The sequence below is a fragment of the Kitasatospora sp. NPDC053308 genome (assembly GCF_055585785.1).
The window spans coordinates 71348-87094 of the sequence record NZ_JBVJJY010000017.1; the positions used below are offsets into that span (position 1 = coordinate 71348).

A 15747-nucleotide genomic window follows, 5' to 3' on the forward strand; every position below is an offset into this window, starting at 1 on the left:
GCGCGTTGCCGTAGGACTGCTGGCCCTGCTGGCCCTGCTGCGGGTACTGCTGCTGCCACTGGCCGTCCTGCTGGCCGGGGACCGGCTGTCGGCCGTCGTACCCGGGATCACCGGGGTGCCACGGCTCGCCCTGGGGGCCGTAGCCCCCGCCCAGATCGGTCATTGATCCCCTTAACCGACGGTGACGACCGGCGGATCGGACCGGCCGTCCGGGACGGCTTCGTCCCGGCTGAATCTCGAACCGGCGTGCTAGCGCGACGCCTGGAGGGAGACGTTACCGTACCGCAGCCTTACCCCCGGCCGGGCGAACGTGGCGTCAGCGGGCGACCTCACGGAGGGCACACAAGATCACTACGGGGTCGCCGCACCCGGCCCGGACGGGGCCGCCGGAGCCGACGCGGAGCCGGACGCCGCGGCTGGCGCCGAGGCCGTCGCCGACGCGCTGGACTTGGTGGCCGCCCGGTAGGCGTTGAACTCCGCCACGTTGCGCTGCTGCACGTCGAAGCTGTCGGTGAAGCGGGTGTCCCCGGGCTTCACGGTGACGAAGTACAGCCAGTCCCCCGGCGTCGGGTCCAGCGCCGCCATGATCGCCTGCCGCCCCGGGTTGGAGATCGGGGTGGGCGGCAGCCCCGGGTGCAGGTAGGTGTTGTACGGGGAGTCCAGCTTGGTCTCGGTGACGCTGGTGTTCAGGGTCGACCGGCCGAGCGCGTAGTTGATCGTGGAGTCCAGCTGCAGCGGCATGCCCTTGGCCAGCCGGTTGTAGATGACCCGGGCCACCTTGCCCATGTCCTCGGTGTTGTCGGCCTCGCCCTGGACCATGCTGGCCACGGTGACCAGCCCGTACACGCTCTGCCCGAGGTTCTGCGCGACGACGGTGGCGTCGTCCCGGCTGTACTCCTTGCCGGCCCGCTCGACCATCTGCTTCAGCAGGTCGACCGCGGTGGTCCCGTCGGTGACGGCGTACGTCGCCGGGAACAGGTAGCCCTCGGGGCTGCCGTTGGCGAACTCCGGCAGGCCCAGTTCGGCGGCCTGTTCCTGGGCGGTGCGCTGGGTGGTGCCGTCGGGCAGGCCGAGCTTCTTGTCGACGGCCGCGTAGATCTGGTAGCCGCGCCAGCCCTCGGGGATGGTCAGGCCGTTGGCGTTGGCCGGGTCGATCAGGATCGCCAGCGCCGCCGCCGCGGACATCTTCTGCTTCAGCGTGTACGTCCCGGGCTGGATGCGTCCGGCCGCCGCCGCGCTGCCCTTCGCGGCCCGGGTGAAGGCGAGCGAGCTGGCCACCACCCCGTTGCGGACCAGGGCGGACGCGATCTGGGACAGGCCCGCGCCCTCCGACACCGAGACCTGGACGCTGCCGGTGCCCGGCCCCGCGAAGTCGGCGGCGGCGGGCGGCTTGCGCTGCGCCTGGAACCAGGTGTACCCGGTCAGGCCGATCCCGCCGAACACCGCGATCAGCGCGAGCGCGGTGAGCCCGCAGGCCAGTCCGTTGCGCCGTCGGTGCGGATCCGGCGCATCGAAGCGCGGACGGGGCGCGGACGGCGGACGGCCCTCCGGCTCCAGTACCGGTGCACCCAGGTGTCCGGGGGTGAGCCCCGGGTGGAAGTCCTGGTCGGTCATGGCGCGCGCCCCCTCGGCGGTCCCAGATCGATCCGGATCGACCTCAATCGATCCAAAACGGAAACGGAAACGAACGAAAGAGGGGTCCGTGCGGACGCGTCCGCACGGACCCCTCAGACGGGACGTTAGATCAGGCTCCTCAGCCGACCGCCTCGACGCTCTCACCGGGCGGGCGTCCGCTCACCCGTTCGGACTCAAGGGCGGTCTGCAGGATCACCACCGCGGCGGCCTGGTCGACCACCGAGCGGCCCTTCTTCGCCTTGACCCCCGAGGCGCGCAGCCCGTGGGTCGCGGTGACGGTCGACATCCGCTCGTCCACCAGCCGCACCGGCACCGGGTAGAGCCGGTTGGCCAGCCGGGCCGCGTATGCGCGGACCTTCTCCGCCGCCGGGCCCTCCTTGCCGCTCAGCGAGCGCGGAAGGCCGACGATCACCTCCATCGCGCCGTACTCGTCGACGATGGCGGCGATCCTGGCCTGGGACTTCACCCCGGCCGGGACGGTCTCCACGGGCGTGGCGAGCACCCCGTCGGGGTCGCAGGACGCGACCCCGATCCGGGCGTCACCGACGTCGACGGCGATCCGCCGCCCCCGCCGGAAGGGGCGCTCCTCCTGGACGGGCTCCATCAGCTGGCGCGCTCCGCGACCAGGCCGCGCACCGCGGCGATGGCCTCGCCGACCGCGGCCGGGTTGGAGCCGCCGCCCTGGGCGACGTCGTCCTTGCCGCCACCGCCGCCACCGAGCGTCTTGGCGGCGGTCCGGACCAGCTCACCAGCCTTGATGCCGCGGCCGCGGGCGTCCTCGTTGGTGGCGATCACGGTCAGCGGGCGGTCGTTCGCCACGGTGAAGGCGGCGACCACGGCCGGGCGCGAGCCCAGTCGGCCGCGCACGTCCAGCACCAGCTTGCGCAGCTCGTCCGCGCCCACGCCGTCGGCGACCTGCGCGGCGACCACGGCGATGCCGTGCACGTCCTCGGCCGAGTCGGCCAGGCCCGCCGCGGCGGCCAGCACCTTCTCGGCGCGGAAGCGCTCGATCTCCTTCTCGGCGTCCTTGAGCTTGGCGAGCATGCCCGAGATCTTCTCCGGCAGCTCCTCCGGGCGGCCCTTGACCAGCTCGGTGAGCTGGGAGACCACGGTGTGCTCACGGGCCAGGAACTTGTACGCGTCGACGCCGACCAGCGCCTCCACGCGGCGCACGCCGGAGCCGATCGAGGACTCGCCGAGCAGCTTCACCAGGCCCAGCTGGGCGGTGTTGCCCACGTGGGTGCCACCGCACAGCTCCTTGGAGAAGTCGCCGATGGTGACGACCCGGACCTCGTCGCCGTACTTCTCGCCGAACATCGCGATGGCGCCGGCCTTGCGGGCCTGGTCCATCGTCATGACCTCGGCGGTGACGTCCAGCTCGCGGCCCAGCACGTCGTTGATCTTCTGCTCGACGTCGACCAGCACGCTGCCCGGGACGGCGGCGGGCGAGCCGAAGTCGAAGCGGAAGCGGCCGGGGGCGTTCTCGGAACCGGCCTGGGCGGCCGTCGGGCCGAGCGCGTCGCGCAGCGCCTGGTGGGTCAGGTGGGTGGCCGAGTGGGCGCGGGCGATCGCCCGGCGGCGCTCGGTGTCGATCGTGGCGTACGCCGAGGCGCCCAGCACGACCTCGCCGAACAGCACCCCGCCGGAGTGCACGACGACGCCCGGGACGGGCTGCTGCACGTCGCGGATCTCCACCACCGCGCCGGACTCCAGCCGGATCCGGCCGTGGTCGGCGAGCTGGCCGCCGCCCTCGGCGTAGAACGGGGTGCGGTCGAGGATGATCTCGACCTCGTCGCCCTCGGTGGCGGCCGGCGACGGGACGCCGTCCACCAGCAGGCCGACCACGGTGGCCTCGCCCTCGGTCAGGGTGTAGCCGGTGAAGACGCTGGCGCCGGACTTGTCGGCGACGTCGCGGTAGGCGGCGACGTCGGCGTGGCCCATCTTCTTCGCCTTGGCGTCGGCCTTGGCGCGGTCCCGCTGCTCCTGCATCAGGCGGCGGAAGCCGGCCTCGTCCACCTGGAGGCCCTGCTCCTCGGCCATCTCCAGGGTGAGGTCGATCGGGAAGCCGTACGTGTCGTGCAGCTTGAACGCCTGGTCGCCGGAGAGCACCGCGCCACCGGACTGCTTGGTCTCGGTGACCGCGGCGTCCAGCAGGCTGGTGCCGGCCTTCAGGGTCTGCAGGAAGGCGGCCTCCTCGCCGATGACGACCGTCTCGATGCGCTTGCGGTCGGTCTCCAGCTCGGGGTACTGCGGGGCCATCGCCTTGATCGCGACGTCGATGAGCTCCTTGGCCACCGGCTCCGTGGCGCCCAGCAGCCGCATGTTGCGGATGGCGCGGCGCAGGATGCGGCGCAGCACGTAGCCGCGGCCCTCGTTGCCGGGGGTGACGCCGTCGCCGACCAGCATCAGCGCGGTGCGGATGTGGTCGGTGACCACGCGCAGCGAGACGTCCGACTTGTGGTCGGCGCCGTAGCTGTGGCCGGTGAGCTCGGCCGCGCGGTCGAGGATCATCCGGCTGGTGTCGATCTCGAAGAGGTTGTCGACGCCCTGCAGGATGGCGGCGAGGCGCTCCAGGCCGAGGCCGGTGTCGATGTTCTTGCTCGGCAGGTCGCCGAGGATCTCGAACCCGTCCTTGCCGTCGCCGTGGCCGCGCTCGTACTGCATGAAGACCAGGTTCCAGATCTCCAGGTAGCGCTCGCCGTTGACGGCCGGGCCGCCCTCCTCGCCGTACGCGGGGCCGCGGTCGTAGTTGATCTCCGAGCACGGGCCGCACGGGCCGGGGACGCCCATCGACCAGAAGTTGTCCTTCATGCCGAGGCGCTGGATCCGCTCGGCGGGGACGCCGATGACGTCACGCCAGATCTGCTCGGCCTCGTCGTCGTCCTTGTAGACGGTGATCCAGAGCTTCTCCTTCTCCAGGCCGTAGCCACCGTCCGCGACGGGAGTGGTGAGCAGCTCCCACGCGAACTTGATGGCCCCTTCCTTGAAGTAGTCGCCGAAGGAGAAGTTGCCGCACATCTGGAAGAAGGAGCCGTGCCGGGTGGTCTTCCCGACCTCCTCGATGTCCAGGGTGCGCACGCACTTCTGGACGCTGGTGGCGCGCGAGAACTGCGGCTTGACCTCGCCCAGGAAGTAGGGCTTGAACGGCACCATGCCGGCGTTGACGAGCAGCAGGGTGGGGTCGTCGGCGACCAGGGACGCCGACGGAACGACGGTGTGGCCGCGCTCCTCGAAGAAGCGCAGCCAGCGGCGGCGGATCTCAGCCGACTCCATTAGTGGTCCTTCCGGTTCGGGGTGCCACCCCGCGGCGGCAGCGCGCGGCGGGGCGTTTCTTCAGTGGTCTGGGTGGTGCGGGCACCGTCGGGTACCGCGCGGGCACTGCGGGCGGGGGGCAGGGCGGCGGCCGGGCTGCCGGGCGCCGCCGAGATAGCTCGGTACTGCGGCTCTCCGCGCAGGACGCGGCGCGCCGCCCGGGGCTCCACCACGGCGGTGCCGCGCAGCCCGAGGTCGTCCTTCAGCTGCTCCTCGCGCTCGGCCATGCCGGCCTTCACGTCCTGGGCGAACTGCTTGGCGAGGTCGCCGAGGTGCAGTGCGCCGCGCGCGGCGCTGCCGGAGAGGCTGTCCGGGGTGAGCCGGTGCACGGCCTCGTTGGCCTTGTTCATGGCCCAGACGGTGGCGCCGGCGCCGACCGCCATCCAGAAGATGCGTCGCACCATGCCGTCAGCCCCTCACCGCGCGCCGGACCCGGGAGAGCAGACCGCTGCGGGGCGCGGTCGCGGCGCGCACCTCGGCCCGGATCAGGCGGGCCAGCTCCTCGCGCTCGCCGGACTGCAGCGGCACGGACGGCAGGCCGCCCTGCTGCTTGGCGACGGCCTTGCGGACGCCGTAGCTGAAGGCCGCGACCTTGACCAGCGGTCCGCCCAGGGTGGCGGCCACGGTGGAGGAGAGCGCGTTGGCGTTGGCGGCGGCGTCCTGCACGTTGGCGGTGATCTCGTCCACGCGCTCCAGCTGCTCGTTGGCGCTGCGGACCGCGGCGCCCGCGTCGGTCAGCAGCGGCACGGCCTGCTCGGTGACGGCGGAGACCAGGACGGTGGCCTCCTTCAGCACTCGGGAGAGGCGGACCAGCACCACGGCGAGCAGGGTGACCAGGACCGCCCAGAACACGGCGACGAGCAATCCGGCCAGCTCTCCCACGGACACCTTTGCGCGCTCCCTCGCCTTGTTGTTCTCCAGACGGAACCCTATCGCGCCCACGCCCGGTTTCCGGACCGGGTTGTCCGCGCGGCCGATCCGACCGGGTGTGCGATCCGCGCGCGTAACCTACCGGCCGGTCACCTCGTTCTGCCAGGCAGGCCGTCGCGCGGACGGCCCGAGCACGCCCGGACCGCGAGGGTCCGGCCTGGATCACGGGAGCAGCCCTTGGCCGGCGACTGGACAGCAGAGCCCGGGCAGCGCGCGGTGGGCCCGCCCGAGCCGGAGCACGGCCGGCTGCCGGCCGAGGTGACCGGCTTCGTCGGGCGGCAGCGGGAGTTGGCCGAACTGGCGGACCTGCTGGCCGCCGCGCGGCTGGTGACGGTGACGGGCCCGGGCGGGGTGGGCAAGAGCCGGCTGGCGCTGCGGGCGGCGGCCCGCGCGGGCGGCGCCTTCCCGGACGGCGCCTGGCTGGTGGACGTGGCCCCGGTGCAGGATCCGCTGCTGCTCGGCCACGCCGTCCTGGAGGGCCTGCGGCTGACCGACGGCACCGCCCGTCCGCCGCTGGACGTCCTGTCCGAGCGGTTGGCGGGCCGCCGCATGCTCGTGGTGCTGGACGGCTGCGAGCACCTGGTGGAGTCCTGCGCCGAGCTGGCCGACGCGCTGCTGCGGGCGCTGCCGGGCCTGCGGCTGCTGGCCACCAGCCGCACCGCCCTGCGGGCCTCCGGCGAGCACCTGCTGACCCTGGCGCCGCTGCCGGTCGACCCGCCGGCCGGCTCCGCCCCGCCCGGCGCGCTGCCGGACGCGGTGCGGTTGTTCGCCGACCGGGCCCGGGCGGTGCTGCCGTCCTTCGAGGTGACCGAGGCGAACGCGGAGGCGGTCGGCCTGCTCTGCCGCCGGCTGGACGGCATCCCGCTGGCCGTGGAGCTGGCCGCCGGACGGCTGCGCGCGCTGTCGGTGGAGCAGATCACCGCCCGGCTGGACGACCGCTTCCGGCTGCTGACCGGTGGCTCCCGCACGGCGCCGCCGCGGCACCGGACGCTGCGGACGACGATCGGCTGGAGTCATGAGCTCTGCACGGTGCAGGAACGTTTACTCTGGGCCCGCCTGTCGGTCTTCGTCGGCGGTTTCGACCTGGAGGCCGCCGAGTACGTCTGCGCCGGCGAGGGCCTCGAACCCGAGGACGTCCTGGACCTGCTGGACGAGCTGGTCGCCAAGTCCGTAGTGCTGCGCGAGGAGAGCGCCTTCGGGGTCCGCTTCCGCCTTTTGGACACCCTGCGCGAGTACGGCGGCCACTGGCTGCGCGCCACCGGCCAGGAGCAGCGGCTGCTGCGCCGCCACCGGGACTGGTACCTGGGTGTCGCCACCTGGGGCGAGGTCGAGTGGTTCGGCCCCCGGCAGGCCGAGACCGCCGAGCGCACCGAACTGGCCCACAGCAACCTCCGCGCGGCGCTGGAGTTCTGCCTCGGCGAGCCGGGCGAGGAACAGCTCGCCCTGCTGCTCGCGGGCACGCTCTGGTTCTACTGGGTCGGCTGCGGCCACCTCGGTGAGGGCCGGCACTGGCTGGACCGCGCGCTCGCCCTGGACCGCGAGCCGACCGAGGCCCGCGCCAAGGCGCTCTGGGTCACCGGCTACATGGCCACCCTCCAGGGCGACCTCGCCGCCGCCCGCCCGGCCCTGGAGGAGTGCCGCCGCCAGGCCCTGGACACCGGGGACGACCGGGCCCTCGCCTACGCCGTCCACCGCCAGGGCTGCGCCGCGCTGATCGACGACGACCCGGGCCGCGCCGCCGAGCTGTTCGAGGAGGCGCTCTGGCACTACCGGACCATCGGCGAACTCAACAGCAACGTGGTGATGGCCATGCTGGAGCTGGGCCTGGCCTACCTGTTCCAGGGCGACCTGGACAGCAGCGAGCTGTGGTTCGGACAGGCCCGCGAGCTGTGCGAGGAACACGGCGAGCAGTGGGCGTACGCGTACGTGCTGTACGCGACGGCGTACTCGCACTGGCTGGACGGCGCCGTCCAGCCGGCCCGGACGCTGGCCCGGGAGTGCGTCCGGCTGAACCACCTCTTCCACGACCTGCTCGGCATCGTGCTGGGCATCGACCTGCTGGCGCTGCTGGAGACCGAGCCCGGCGGCCCGGGCGAGCCGGGCAACCTGCGCGAGGCCCGGGTGCTGCAGGGCGCCGCACACCGGATCTGGCGCACGGTCGGCACCCCGTTCCTGGGCTCGCGGAGCTTCTTCGGCACCCACCAGGAGTGCGCCGAGCGGGCGCGCGCCGGTCTGAGCGAGCGGGACTACGAGGAGTGCTACCGCGCCGGCACCCTGCTGGACCTGGACGCGGCCGTCTCCCGGGCGCTCGGCGGCGGGGGCTCGGCGGACGGTCCGGAGGCCGCTCCGGGGCCCTGCTCGGTGCCGCCCGCCCCGGCACCCTCGCCGGTCCGGAATAGTTGAAACTTGTCCGTTGCTTGAGGAGGCAAGGATCCACCCGGAAGGAGCACCATGGCCGTCCACAACGCCGCCGACGAGTACCGCATGGCGAAGTTCTACTTCGACTCCAAGGCGTACAGCGACGCCGCCCGGATGCTGGAGGGCGTGCTGGCCGAGGAGCCGGCCAACCTCTCGGTCCGGCTGCTGCTCGCCCGCAGCTACTACCACTCCGCCCAACTCGGCCGTGCCGAGGCCGAGTTGCACCGGATCCTGGAGGCCGACCCGGCCGAGGACTACGCCCGGCTGATGCTCGGCCGCACCCTGGAGCGCCAGGGCCGCGCCGAGGAGGCCCGCCCGCACCTGCGGCTGGCCGCCGCGATGGCCGGTGAGAGCCTCTGACCGGCCGGGGCTCGCCGGCCACGGCCGCCCGGACAAGGGGCGAGCCCCCGCCGCCTCGAAAGGCGACGGGGGCTCGCTCGTGGTCCGCGAGAGCGGAGCGGGTCAGCGCGAGTAGTACTCGACGACCAGCTGCTCGTCACAGATCACCGGGACCTCCTTGCGCTGCGGCGCACGGTCCAGGCGGAAGGCCAGGGCCTTCAGGTTGACCTCGAGGTACTTCGGGGTCTGGCCCTCACCCGCGTAGCCACCCTCACGGGCGACCTGGAAGGGGACCTTCTCCTTGGAGCGCTCGCGGACGGTCACCACGTAGCCCGGCTTCATCTGGAACGACGGCTTGTTGACCTTGCCGCCGTTGACCTCGATGTGGCCGTGGACGACCATCTGGCGGGCCTGGTAGATGGTGCGGGCGATGCCCGAACGCAGGACCAGGGAGTCCAGACGGGTCTCCAGCTCGGCGACGAGCGCCTCACCGGTCTTGCCCTCGGCCTTCTTCGCGCGGTCGAACGCACGCGACAGCTGCTTCTCGCTCAGGTCGTACTGGGCGCGAAGACGCTGCTTCTCGAGCAGACGGACCTTGTAGTCCGAGTTCTGCTTGCGGCCACGGCCGTGCTGGCCGGGCGGGTACGGGCGGGCCTCGAAGTACTTGACGGACTTCGGGGTCAGCGGCACGCCGAGCGCACGCGCGATCTTGACCTTGGGGCGCTTCTGGTTCGCCATGAACCAAACCTTCCTTGCTTACGAATACGGCTTCACCAGGTGTTGACGGAGGTCGCATCTCGCGACCCGGAGAAAACCCCGCCGCCTGCGCGATGGGATCAGCCGCTCTCCGGAGCCGGGCACGAACGTGCTGGTCACACGGACCGGCCCAGTGGACTGGGCCCGCCCGCGACACCGAAACGGTGCGCGACGCTCCTGGTGCGGACCCCTCGGAAGGGGCCTACGGCCGGTGTCCCGCTGGTGCGGCCGGTCGGTGGGGTCTCCCCCGCCGCCGTCCCGGGACATGGCACTCCGACCGAGTATACCGGTGGATCACTCGCCCTTTTCCCCGGCCTGCCTCTCGGTCCTGCGCTCCCCGCGCAGCCGCCCCCTGGTCCACTCCACGACGTCCGCGTAGCGGGCCTCGCCGCCGCGCCGGGTCGGCCGGTAGTACTCCTTGCCGTGCACCGCGTCCGGCGCGTACTGCTGGGTGGCGATGCCCTCCGGCAGGTCGTGCGGGTACTGGTAGCCCTTGCCGTGGCCGAGCTTGCCCGCGCCGCCGTAGTGCGAGTCCCGCAGGTGCGCCGGCACCGCGCCCGCCAGGCCCTGCCGGACGTCCGCCAGCGCCGCGTCGATCGCCAGGTAGGCCGCGTTGGACTTGGGGGCCAGGGCCAGCGCGATCGCCGCCTGGGAGAGGATGATCCGGGCCTCCGGGAAGCCGATCAGCGCCACCGCCTGCGCGGCCGCCACCGCCGTCTGCAGCGCCGTCGGGTCCGCCAGCCCGACGTCCTCGCTGGCCGAGATCATCAGCCGGCGGGCGATGAACCGCGGGTCCTCGCCCGCCTCGATCATCCGGGCCAGGTAGTGCAGGGTGGCGTCCACGTCGCTGCCGCGGATCGACTTGATCAGCGCGCTCGCCACGTCGTAGTGCTGGTCGCCGTCCTTGTCGTAGCGTACCGCCGCCTGGTTGACGGCCGTCTCCGTGGTGGCCAGCGTGATGGTCGACTCGCCCTTCTCCAGCGCCGCCCCGGCCGCCGCCTCCAGCGTGGTGAGCGCCCGCCGGGCGTCGCCGCCGGCCAACCGCACCAGGTGGTCCTCGGCCTCCTCGCTCAGCTCCAGAGCGCCCTCCAGACCGCGCTCGTCGACCACCGCGCGGCGCAGCAGCGCCCGGATGTCCTCGTCGGTCAGCGACTCCAGCGTGAGCAGCAGCGAGCGGGACAGCAGCGGGGAGATCACCGAGAAGTACGGGTTCTCCGTCGTCGCGGCGATCAGGGTGACCCAGCGGTTCTCCACGGCCGGCAGCAGCGAGTCCTGCTGGGCCTTGGAGAAGCGGTGGATCTCGTCGAGGAACAGCACCGTCTCCCGGCCGGACATCCCGACCGCCCGGCGGGCGCCGTCGATCACCGCCCGGACCTCCTTGACCCCGGCGGTGATCGCGGACAGCTCGACGAAGCGCCCCTCGACGGCCTGGCTGATCACGTGCGCCAGGGTGGTCTTCCCGGTGCCGGGCGGCCCCCAGAGGATGACCGAGCTGGTGGCCGCCGGCCCGCGCGAGCCCGCGACGAGCCGCCGCAGCGGCGAGCCGGGCTTCAGCAACTGCCGCTGCCCGGCCACCTCGTCCAGGGTGCGCGGGCGCATCCGTACGGCCAGCGGCGCCCGCCCCGGCTCCTTGGCCTGGCGTTCCTCGGCGGCAGCGGTGAAGAGGTCCGGTTCGTCCACACCGGAAGCCTATGCGAGGGCGGTGACACGCCTCAGCCCTGCGGCGGACCGTCGGCCGCGGCGGGGCGGACTCGCCCGGAGCGCCCGCTAGGGCCTGTCCAGCGTGGCGGCGTGGTCCGGGACGTACTTCTGCAGGTCGCGCGGGGGCCGCTGGTAGCCGCGGGAGGCCGGGCGGGGCGGCAGCTCGATCTGCGGCGCCCTGATCTCGTGGTACGGCACGGTCGAGAGCAGGTGGGCGATCATGTTGATCCTGGCCCGGCGCTTGTCGTCGCTCTCCACCAGGTGCCAGGGCGACTCGGGGATGTCGGTGTGGATGAACATCTCGTCCTTGGCCCGCGAGTAGTCCTCCCAGTGGGCGATCGACTCGACGTCCATCGGGGAGAGCTTCCAGCGCTTCATCGGGTCCTCCAGCCGGGCCCGGAAGCGCCGTTCCTGCTCGGTGTCGCTCACCGAGAACCAGTACTTGCGCAGCAGGATGCCCGCCTCGATCAGCATCCGCTCGAAGGTCGGGCACTGGTGCAGGAACTGCCAGTACTCCTCGTCGGTGCAGAAGCCCATCACCCGCTCGACCCCGGCGCGGTTGTACCAGCTGCGGTCGAACAGCACCATCTCCCCGGCCGCCGGCAGGTGCTCGACGTACCGCTGGAAGTACCACTGGGTCTTCTGCCGCTCGGTCGGCGTGGGCAGCGCCGCGACCCGGGCGATGCGCGGGTTCAGGTACTCCGTCACCCGCTTGATCGCCCCGCCCTTGCCCGCGGCGTCACGTCCCTCGAAGACCACCACGAGGCGGGCGCCCTCGACCCGGACCCACTCCTGGAGCTTCACCAGCTCCTGCTGCAACCGCAGCAGCTCCCGCTCGTACGGCTTCCTCGCCAGGTGCTCCGGCTCCGCGGTGCGCTGCTTCTTGGCCACCCTCTGGTCCTCCGTCCGACGTCCGCCGATGAGCACTCACCGTAGGCGCAGCGCGGCCGACGCGCAGATCGGAACGGACCGGTGCGACAGCGGGGCGCGGTCTAGACCGCGACGACGAAGGGCTCGGGGTAGCGGCACAGCCCGCGCGGGCCGCCGTCGTACGCCGGCAGCGGCAGCGCCTGGAAGCACTCCTCCGGCACCTCGAACGGGCCGACGACCTCGTGCCGCCCGGCCGGCGTGAAGCCGAACCGCGCGTAGTACCCGGGATCGCCGAGCACGACCACCAGTTTCTCCCCCGCCCGCTCGGCCTCCGACAGTGCCGCCCGGACGACGAGTTCGCCGACGCCCCGGCGCTGCCACTCGGGCGCCACGGCGACCGGCGCGAGCGCCAGTGCGTCCCCGTCCCCGACCCGCAGCCTGGTCAGCAGCGCGTGCCCGACCACCAGCCCGGTCTCGTCGACCGCGACCAGCGACAGGCCGGGCAGCCAGGCCGGATCGCGGCGCAGCGCGTCCACCAGGTCCGCCTCGTCCGGCCCGGGGAACGCGGCCATGTGGACGCGTCTGGTCGCCGGGGCGTCCTGCGGACATTCGACTCTCGTGGTGACCGGCATGAGTCAACCCTCCCTGTGTCGCACACCGTTGTGGACGGGCCCCGGACGGTGGGTGGACCGTCCGGGGCCGTTGCAGGTTAGCGGATGACGCTCCGTCAGCCCTTGGGCTGAGCCTCGGACTTCGCGTCCTCGCGAACCTTGGGCTGGGCGTCCACGCCGGCCTCGCGGCGCTGCGCCGGGGTGATCGGGGTCGGAGCACCGGTCAGCGGGTCACCGCCGGTGGACGTCTTCGGGAAGGCGATGACGTCGCGGATGGTGTCGTACCCGCCGAGCAGCGTGACGATCCGGTCCAGGCCGAAGGCGACGCCACCGTGCGGCGGCGGGCCGTAGTTGAAGGCGTCCAGCAGGAAGCCGAACTGCGAGGCCGCCTCCTCCTCGGAGAGGCCGATCGCGTCGAACGCCCGCTTCTGCACGTCGCGCTGGTGGATACGGATCGAACCGCCGCCCAGCTCCGAGCCGTTGAGGACCAGGTCGTACGCGTTGGACAGCGCCGCACCGGGGTCGGTGTCGAAGGTGTCCAGCGACTCCTTGGTCGGGGCGGTGAACGGGTGGTGCACCGCGTGCCAGCCCTGGAACTGGCCCTTGTCGTCCTCGATCGGCTCGAACATCGGGAAGTCGACGACCCAGAGGAAGGCCCACTTCGACTCGTCGATCAGCTGGCAGCGGCGGCCGATCTCCAGTCGGGCGGCACCGAGCAGCTCCTGCGAGGCGCGCTCCTTGCCGGCCGCGAAGAAGATCGCGTCGCCGTTCTTGGCGCCCGCGGCGGCGGCCAGGCCGGCCAGGTGCTCCTCGGAGAGGTTCTTGGCGACGGGGCCGCGCAGCTCGCCGGTCTCGGCGTCGATCAGCACGTACGCCAGGCCCTTGGCGCCGCGTGCCTTGGCCCAGTCCTGCCAGGCGTCCAGCTGCTTGCGCGGCTGCGAGGCACCGCCGGGCATGACCACGGCGCCGACGTACGGCGCCTGGAAGACGCGGAAGTCGGTGCCCTTGAAGTACTCGGTGAGGTCGGTGAGTTCCTGGCCGAAGCGGACGTCCGGCTTGTCGGAGCCGTAGCGGCCCATGGCCTCCGCGTAGGTCATCCGCGGCAGCGGGTTGGGGACCTCGTAGCCGTGCACCTCGCGCCAGATGGCACCGATGATCTTCTCGCCGAGGGCCAGGATGTCCTCCTGGTCGACGAACGAGGCCTCGATGTCCAGCTGGGTGAACTCCGGCTGCCGGTCGGCGCGGAAGTCCTCGTCGCGGAAGCAGCGGGCGATCTGGTAGTAGCGCTCCATGCCGGCCACCATCAGCAGCTGCTTGAACAGCTGGGGCGACTGCGGCAGCGCGTACCAGTGGCCGGGCTGCAGGCGGACCGGGACGAGGAAGTCGCGGGCGCCCTCGGGGGTGGAGCGGGTGAGGTACGGCGTCTCGATGTCGAGGAAGTCGTTCTCCTCCATCACCCGGCGGATGATGTTGTTGACCTTGGAGCGCAGGCGCAGGCCCTTGGCCGGGCCCTCACGGCGCAGGTCCAGGTAGCGGTAGCGCAGCCGGACCTCCTCGTTGACCGTGCCGGGCTCGTACTCGGCCACCGGGAAGGGCAGCGGCGCGGCCTCGGAGAGCACCTCGATCTCGCTGACCACGACCTCGACGGCACCGGTCGGGATGTCCGGGTTCTCGTTGCCCTCGGGGCGGACGCGGACGTCGCCGACGACCTTGACGCAGTACTCGGCACGCAGGCCGTGCACCGAGTCCAGGTCGCGGACCACGATCTGCACGGTGCCGGAGGCGTCCCGCAGGTCGATGAAGGCCACGCCGCCGTGGTCGCGGCGGCGGGCGACCCAGCCGGCCAGGGTGACGGTGGTGCCTGCGTGCTCCGGGCGGAGCGTGCCCGCGTCGTGCGTGCGGATCACAGCTGCTTCTCCTTCAGGGTGGTGACGAGTGCGTCGAGGGCGACGGGGGTCTGCTCGCCGGTGGACATGTCCTTGAGCTGGACGACGCCCTCGGCGAGGTCCCGGTCCCCGGCGATCAGGGCGAAGCGGGCGCCGGACCGGTCGGCGGACTTCATGGCGTTCTTGATGCTCTTGACGCCGAAGGCGAGGTCGGTGGCGACGCCGGCCCGGCGCAGTTCGACCACCTTGGCGAACAGGAGGTTCTTGGCCTCCTCGCCGAGCGCGACGGCGTAGACGGAGGTGGCGGCCGGCAGGTCGAGGTCGACGCCCTCGGCCTCCAGGGCCAGGTAGGTGCGGTCGACGCCGAGCGCCCAGCCGACGGACGGCAGCGCCGGGCCGCCGATCATCTCCGACAGGCCGTCGTAGCGGCCGCCGCCGCCGATCGCGGACTGCGCGCCGAGGCCGTTGTGCACGAACTCGAAGGTGGTGCGGGTGTAGTAGTCCAGGCCGCGGACCAGCTTCGGGTCGTCGACGAAGGCCACGCCGTTGGCGGTGAGCAGCTCGCGGACCTTCTCGTCGTACGCCTTGCACTCCTCGCACAGGTAGTCGCGGAGCATCGGGGCGTCGGTGAGCTGGGCCTGCACCGCCTCGCGCTTGTCGTCCAGCACGCGCAGCGGGTTGATCTCCGCGCGGCGGCGGGTGTCCTCGTCCAGGTCCAGGCCGGAGAGGAACTCGATCAGCGCGGCGCGGTACACCGGGCGGCACTGCTTGTCGCCGAGGCTGTTGAGCAGCAGCGAGTAGTCGCGCAGGCCCAGCGAGCGGAAGGCGTCGTCGGCCAGGATGATCAGCTCGGCGTCCAGGGCCGGGTCCTCGGCGCCGATGGCCTCCGCGCCGACCTGGGAGAACTGGCGGTAGCGGCCCTTCTGGGCGCGCTCGTAGCGGTAGTAGGAGCCGGAGTACCAGAGCTTGACCGGCAGGTTGCCCTGCTTGTGCAGGTTGGCCTGGAGCGCGGCGCGCAGCACCGAGGCGGTGCCCTCCGGGCGCAGCGCGAGCTCGTCGCCGCCCTTGGTGGTGAGGGTGTACATCTCCTTGGAGACGATGTCGGTGGACTCGCCGACGCCGCGGGAGAACAGCTTCACGTCCTCGAAGACCGGGGTCTCGACGTAGCCGTAGCCGGCCCGGCGGGCGGGCGCGGCGATGCGCTCGCGGATCGCCAGGAAGGTCGCGGAGCTGGGGGGCAGCAGGTCGTAGGTGCCCTTGGGGGCGGTGAAGGTGCTCAACTTCTCTTC

The 15747-nt window shown here is 72.4% G+C and carries 13 protein-coding genes; 2 read left to right on the plus strand and 11 right to left on the minus strand.

Translation table 11 applies throughout. The features are described 5' to 3' along the window. Positions 1-351: 351 nt before the first annotated feature. From mltG to ACZ6Y7_RS29780, 5 genes are all read right to left on the minus strand, one after another. The gene (gene mltG / locus ACZ6Y7_RS29760) at positions 352-1614 is read right to left on the minus strand and encodes an endolytic transglycosylase MltG (protein WP_465761045.1); all 1263 of its coding nucleotides are present in this window, start codon (positions 1612-1614) and stop codon (positions 352-354) included. Between the two features lie 139 nt (positions 1615-1753). Next, entirely contained in the window at positions 1754-2239 is a 486-nt protein-coding gene (gene ruvX / locus ACZ6Y7_RS29765; RefSeq protein ID WP_402216762.1) for a Holliday junction resolvase RuvX, read from the minus strand. Continuing rightward, positions 2239-4908 (minus strand): alanine--tRNA ligase, encoded by a 2670-nt coding sequence (alaS, locus tag ACZ6Y7_RS29770; RefSeq protein WP_465761046.1) that lies wholly within the window; start codon positions 4906-4908, stop codon positions 2239-2241. The genes ruvX and alaS overlap by 1 nt, the downstream gene beginning before the upstream one ends. Then, positions 4908-5351, minus strand: a complete 444-nt coding sequence (locus tag ACZ6Y7_RS29775; RefSeq protein WP_465761047.1) for a DUF6167 family protein — start codon at positions 5349-5351, stop codon at positions 4908-4910. The genes alaS and ACZ6Y7_RS29775 overlap by 1 nt, the downstream gene beginning before the upstream one ends. Positions 5352-5355: 4 nt before the next feature. Further along, entirely contained in the window at positions 5356-5835 is a 480-nt protein-coding gene (locus ACZ6Y7_RS29780; protein WP_402216754.1) for a DUF948 domain-containing protein, read from the minus strand. Between the two features lie 219 nt (positions 5836-6054). Between ACZ6Y7_RS29780 and ACZ6Y7_RS29785 the strand changes: the two genes are divergently transcribed. Together ACZ6Y7_RS29785 and ACZ6Y7_RS29790 are read left to right on the plus strand one after the other, a co-directional pair. Then, on the plus strand, positions 6055-8280 hold the full coding sequence (locus ACZ6Y7_RS29785) for an ATP-binding protein (RefSeq protein WP_465761048.1): 2226 nt from the start codon (positions 6055-6057) through the stop codon (positions 8278-8280). 48 nt (positions 8281-8328) lie between these two features. After that, the gene (locus ACZ6Y7_RS29790; RefSeq protein ID WP_465761049.1) at positions 8329-8655 is read left to right on the plus strand and encodes a tetratricopeptide repeat protein; all 327 of its coding nucleotides are present in this window, start codon (positions 8329-8331) and stop codon (positions 8653-8655) included. 102 nt (positions 8656-8757) lie between these two features. On the opposite strand, the gene rpsD is transcribed toward ACZ6Y7_RS29790, so the two are convergent. From rpsD to hisS, 6 genes are all read right to left on the minus strand, one after another. After that, positions 8758-9372 (minus strand): 30S ribosomal protein S4, encoded by a 615-nt coding sequence (rpsD, locus tag ACZ6Y7_RS29795; RefSeq protein WP_270148363.1) that lies wholly within the window; start codon positions 9370-9372, stop codon positions 8758-8760. A gap of 312 nt (positions 9373-9684) precedes the next feature. After that, positions 9685-11070: a replication-associated recombination protein A gene (locus tag ACZ6Y7_RS29800; RefSeq protein WP_465761050.1), complete on the minus strand. Its 1386-nt coding sequence runs from the start codon at positions 11068-11070 to the stop codon at positions 9685-9687. A gap of 87 nt (positions 11071-11157) precedes the next feature. Further along, positions 11158-11982, minus strand: coding sequence for a polyphosphate kinase 2 (gene ppk2, locus ACZ6Y7_RS29805; RefSeq protein ID WP_465761051.1), 825 nt, complete (start codon positions 11980-11982; stop codon positions 11158-11160). Positions 11983-12083: 101 nt separating this feature from the next. Further along, complete coding sequence (locus tag ACZ6Y7_RS29810; protein ID WP_465761052.1) at positions 12084-12593, minus strand: GNAT family N-acetyltransferase; 510 nt, start codon at positions 12591-12593, stop codon at positions 12084-12086. Between the two features lie 95 nt (positions 12594-12688). Continuing rightward, complete coding sequence (gene aspS, locus ACZ6Y7_RS29815; protein WP_465761053.1) at positions 12689-14479, minus strand: aspartate--tRNA ligase; 1791 nt, start codon at positions 14477-14479, stop codon at positions 12689-12691. Then, positions 14476-15738 carry a histidine--tRNA ligase gene (hisS, locus tag ACZ6Y7_RS29820; protein WP_465761054.1) on the minus strand — a complete coding sequence of 421 codons (1263 nt, stop codon included), beginning with the start codon at positions 15736-15738 and terminating at the stop codon, positions 14476-14478. The genes aspS and hisS overlap by 4 nt, the downstream gene beginning before the upstream one ends. Positions 15739-15747: the final 9 nt, after the last annotated feature.

Excerpts from the sequence above, each read along its gene's own strand:
- ACZ6Y7_RS29790 (WP_465761049.1), top strand. The coding sequence starts at position 8,329 with ATGGCCGTCCACAACGCCGCCGACGAGTACCGCATGGCGAAGTTCTAC.
- ruvX (WP_402216762.1), bottom strand. The coding sequence starts at position 2,239 with ATGGAGCCCGTCCAGGAGGAGCGCCCCTTCCGGCGGGGGCGGCGGATC.
- rpsD (WP_270148363.1), bottom strand. The coding sequence starts at position 9,372 with ATGGCGAACCAGAAGCGCCCCAAGGTCAAGATCGCGCGTGCGCTCGGC.
- ACZ6Y7_RS29775 (WP_465761047.1), bottom strand. The coding sequence starts at position 5,351 with ATGGTGCGACGCATCTTCTGGATGGCGGTCGGCGCCGGCGCCACCGTC.
- mltG (WP_465761045.1), bottom strand. The coding sequence starts at position 1,614 with ATGACCGACCAGGACTTCCACCCGGGGCTCACCCCCGGACACCTGGGT.
- ACZ6Y7_RS29810 (WP_465761052.1), bottom strand. The coding sequence starts at position 12,593 with ATGCCGGTCACCACGAGAGTCGAATGTCCGCAGGACGCCCCGGCGACC.
- alaS (WP_465761046.1), bottom strand. The coding sequence starts at position 4,908 with ATGGAGTCGGCTGAGATCCGCCGCCGCTGGCTGCGCTTCTTCGAGGAG.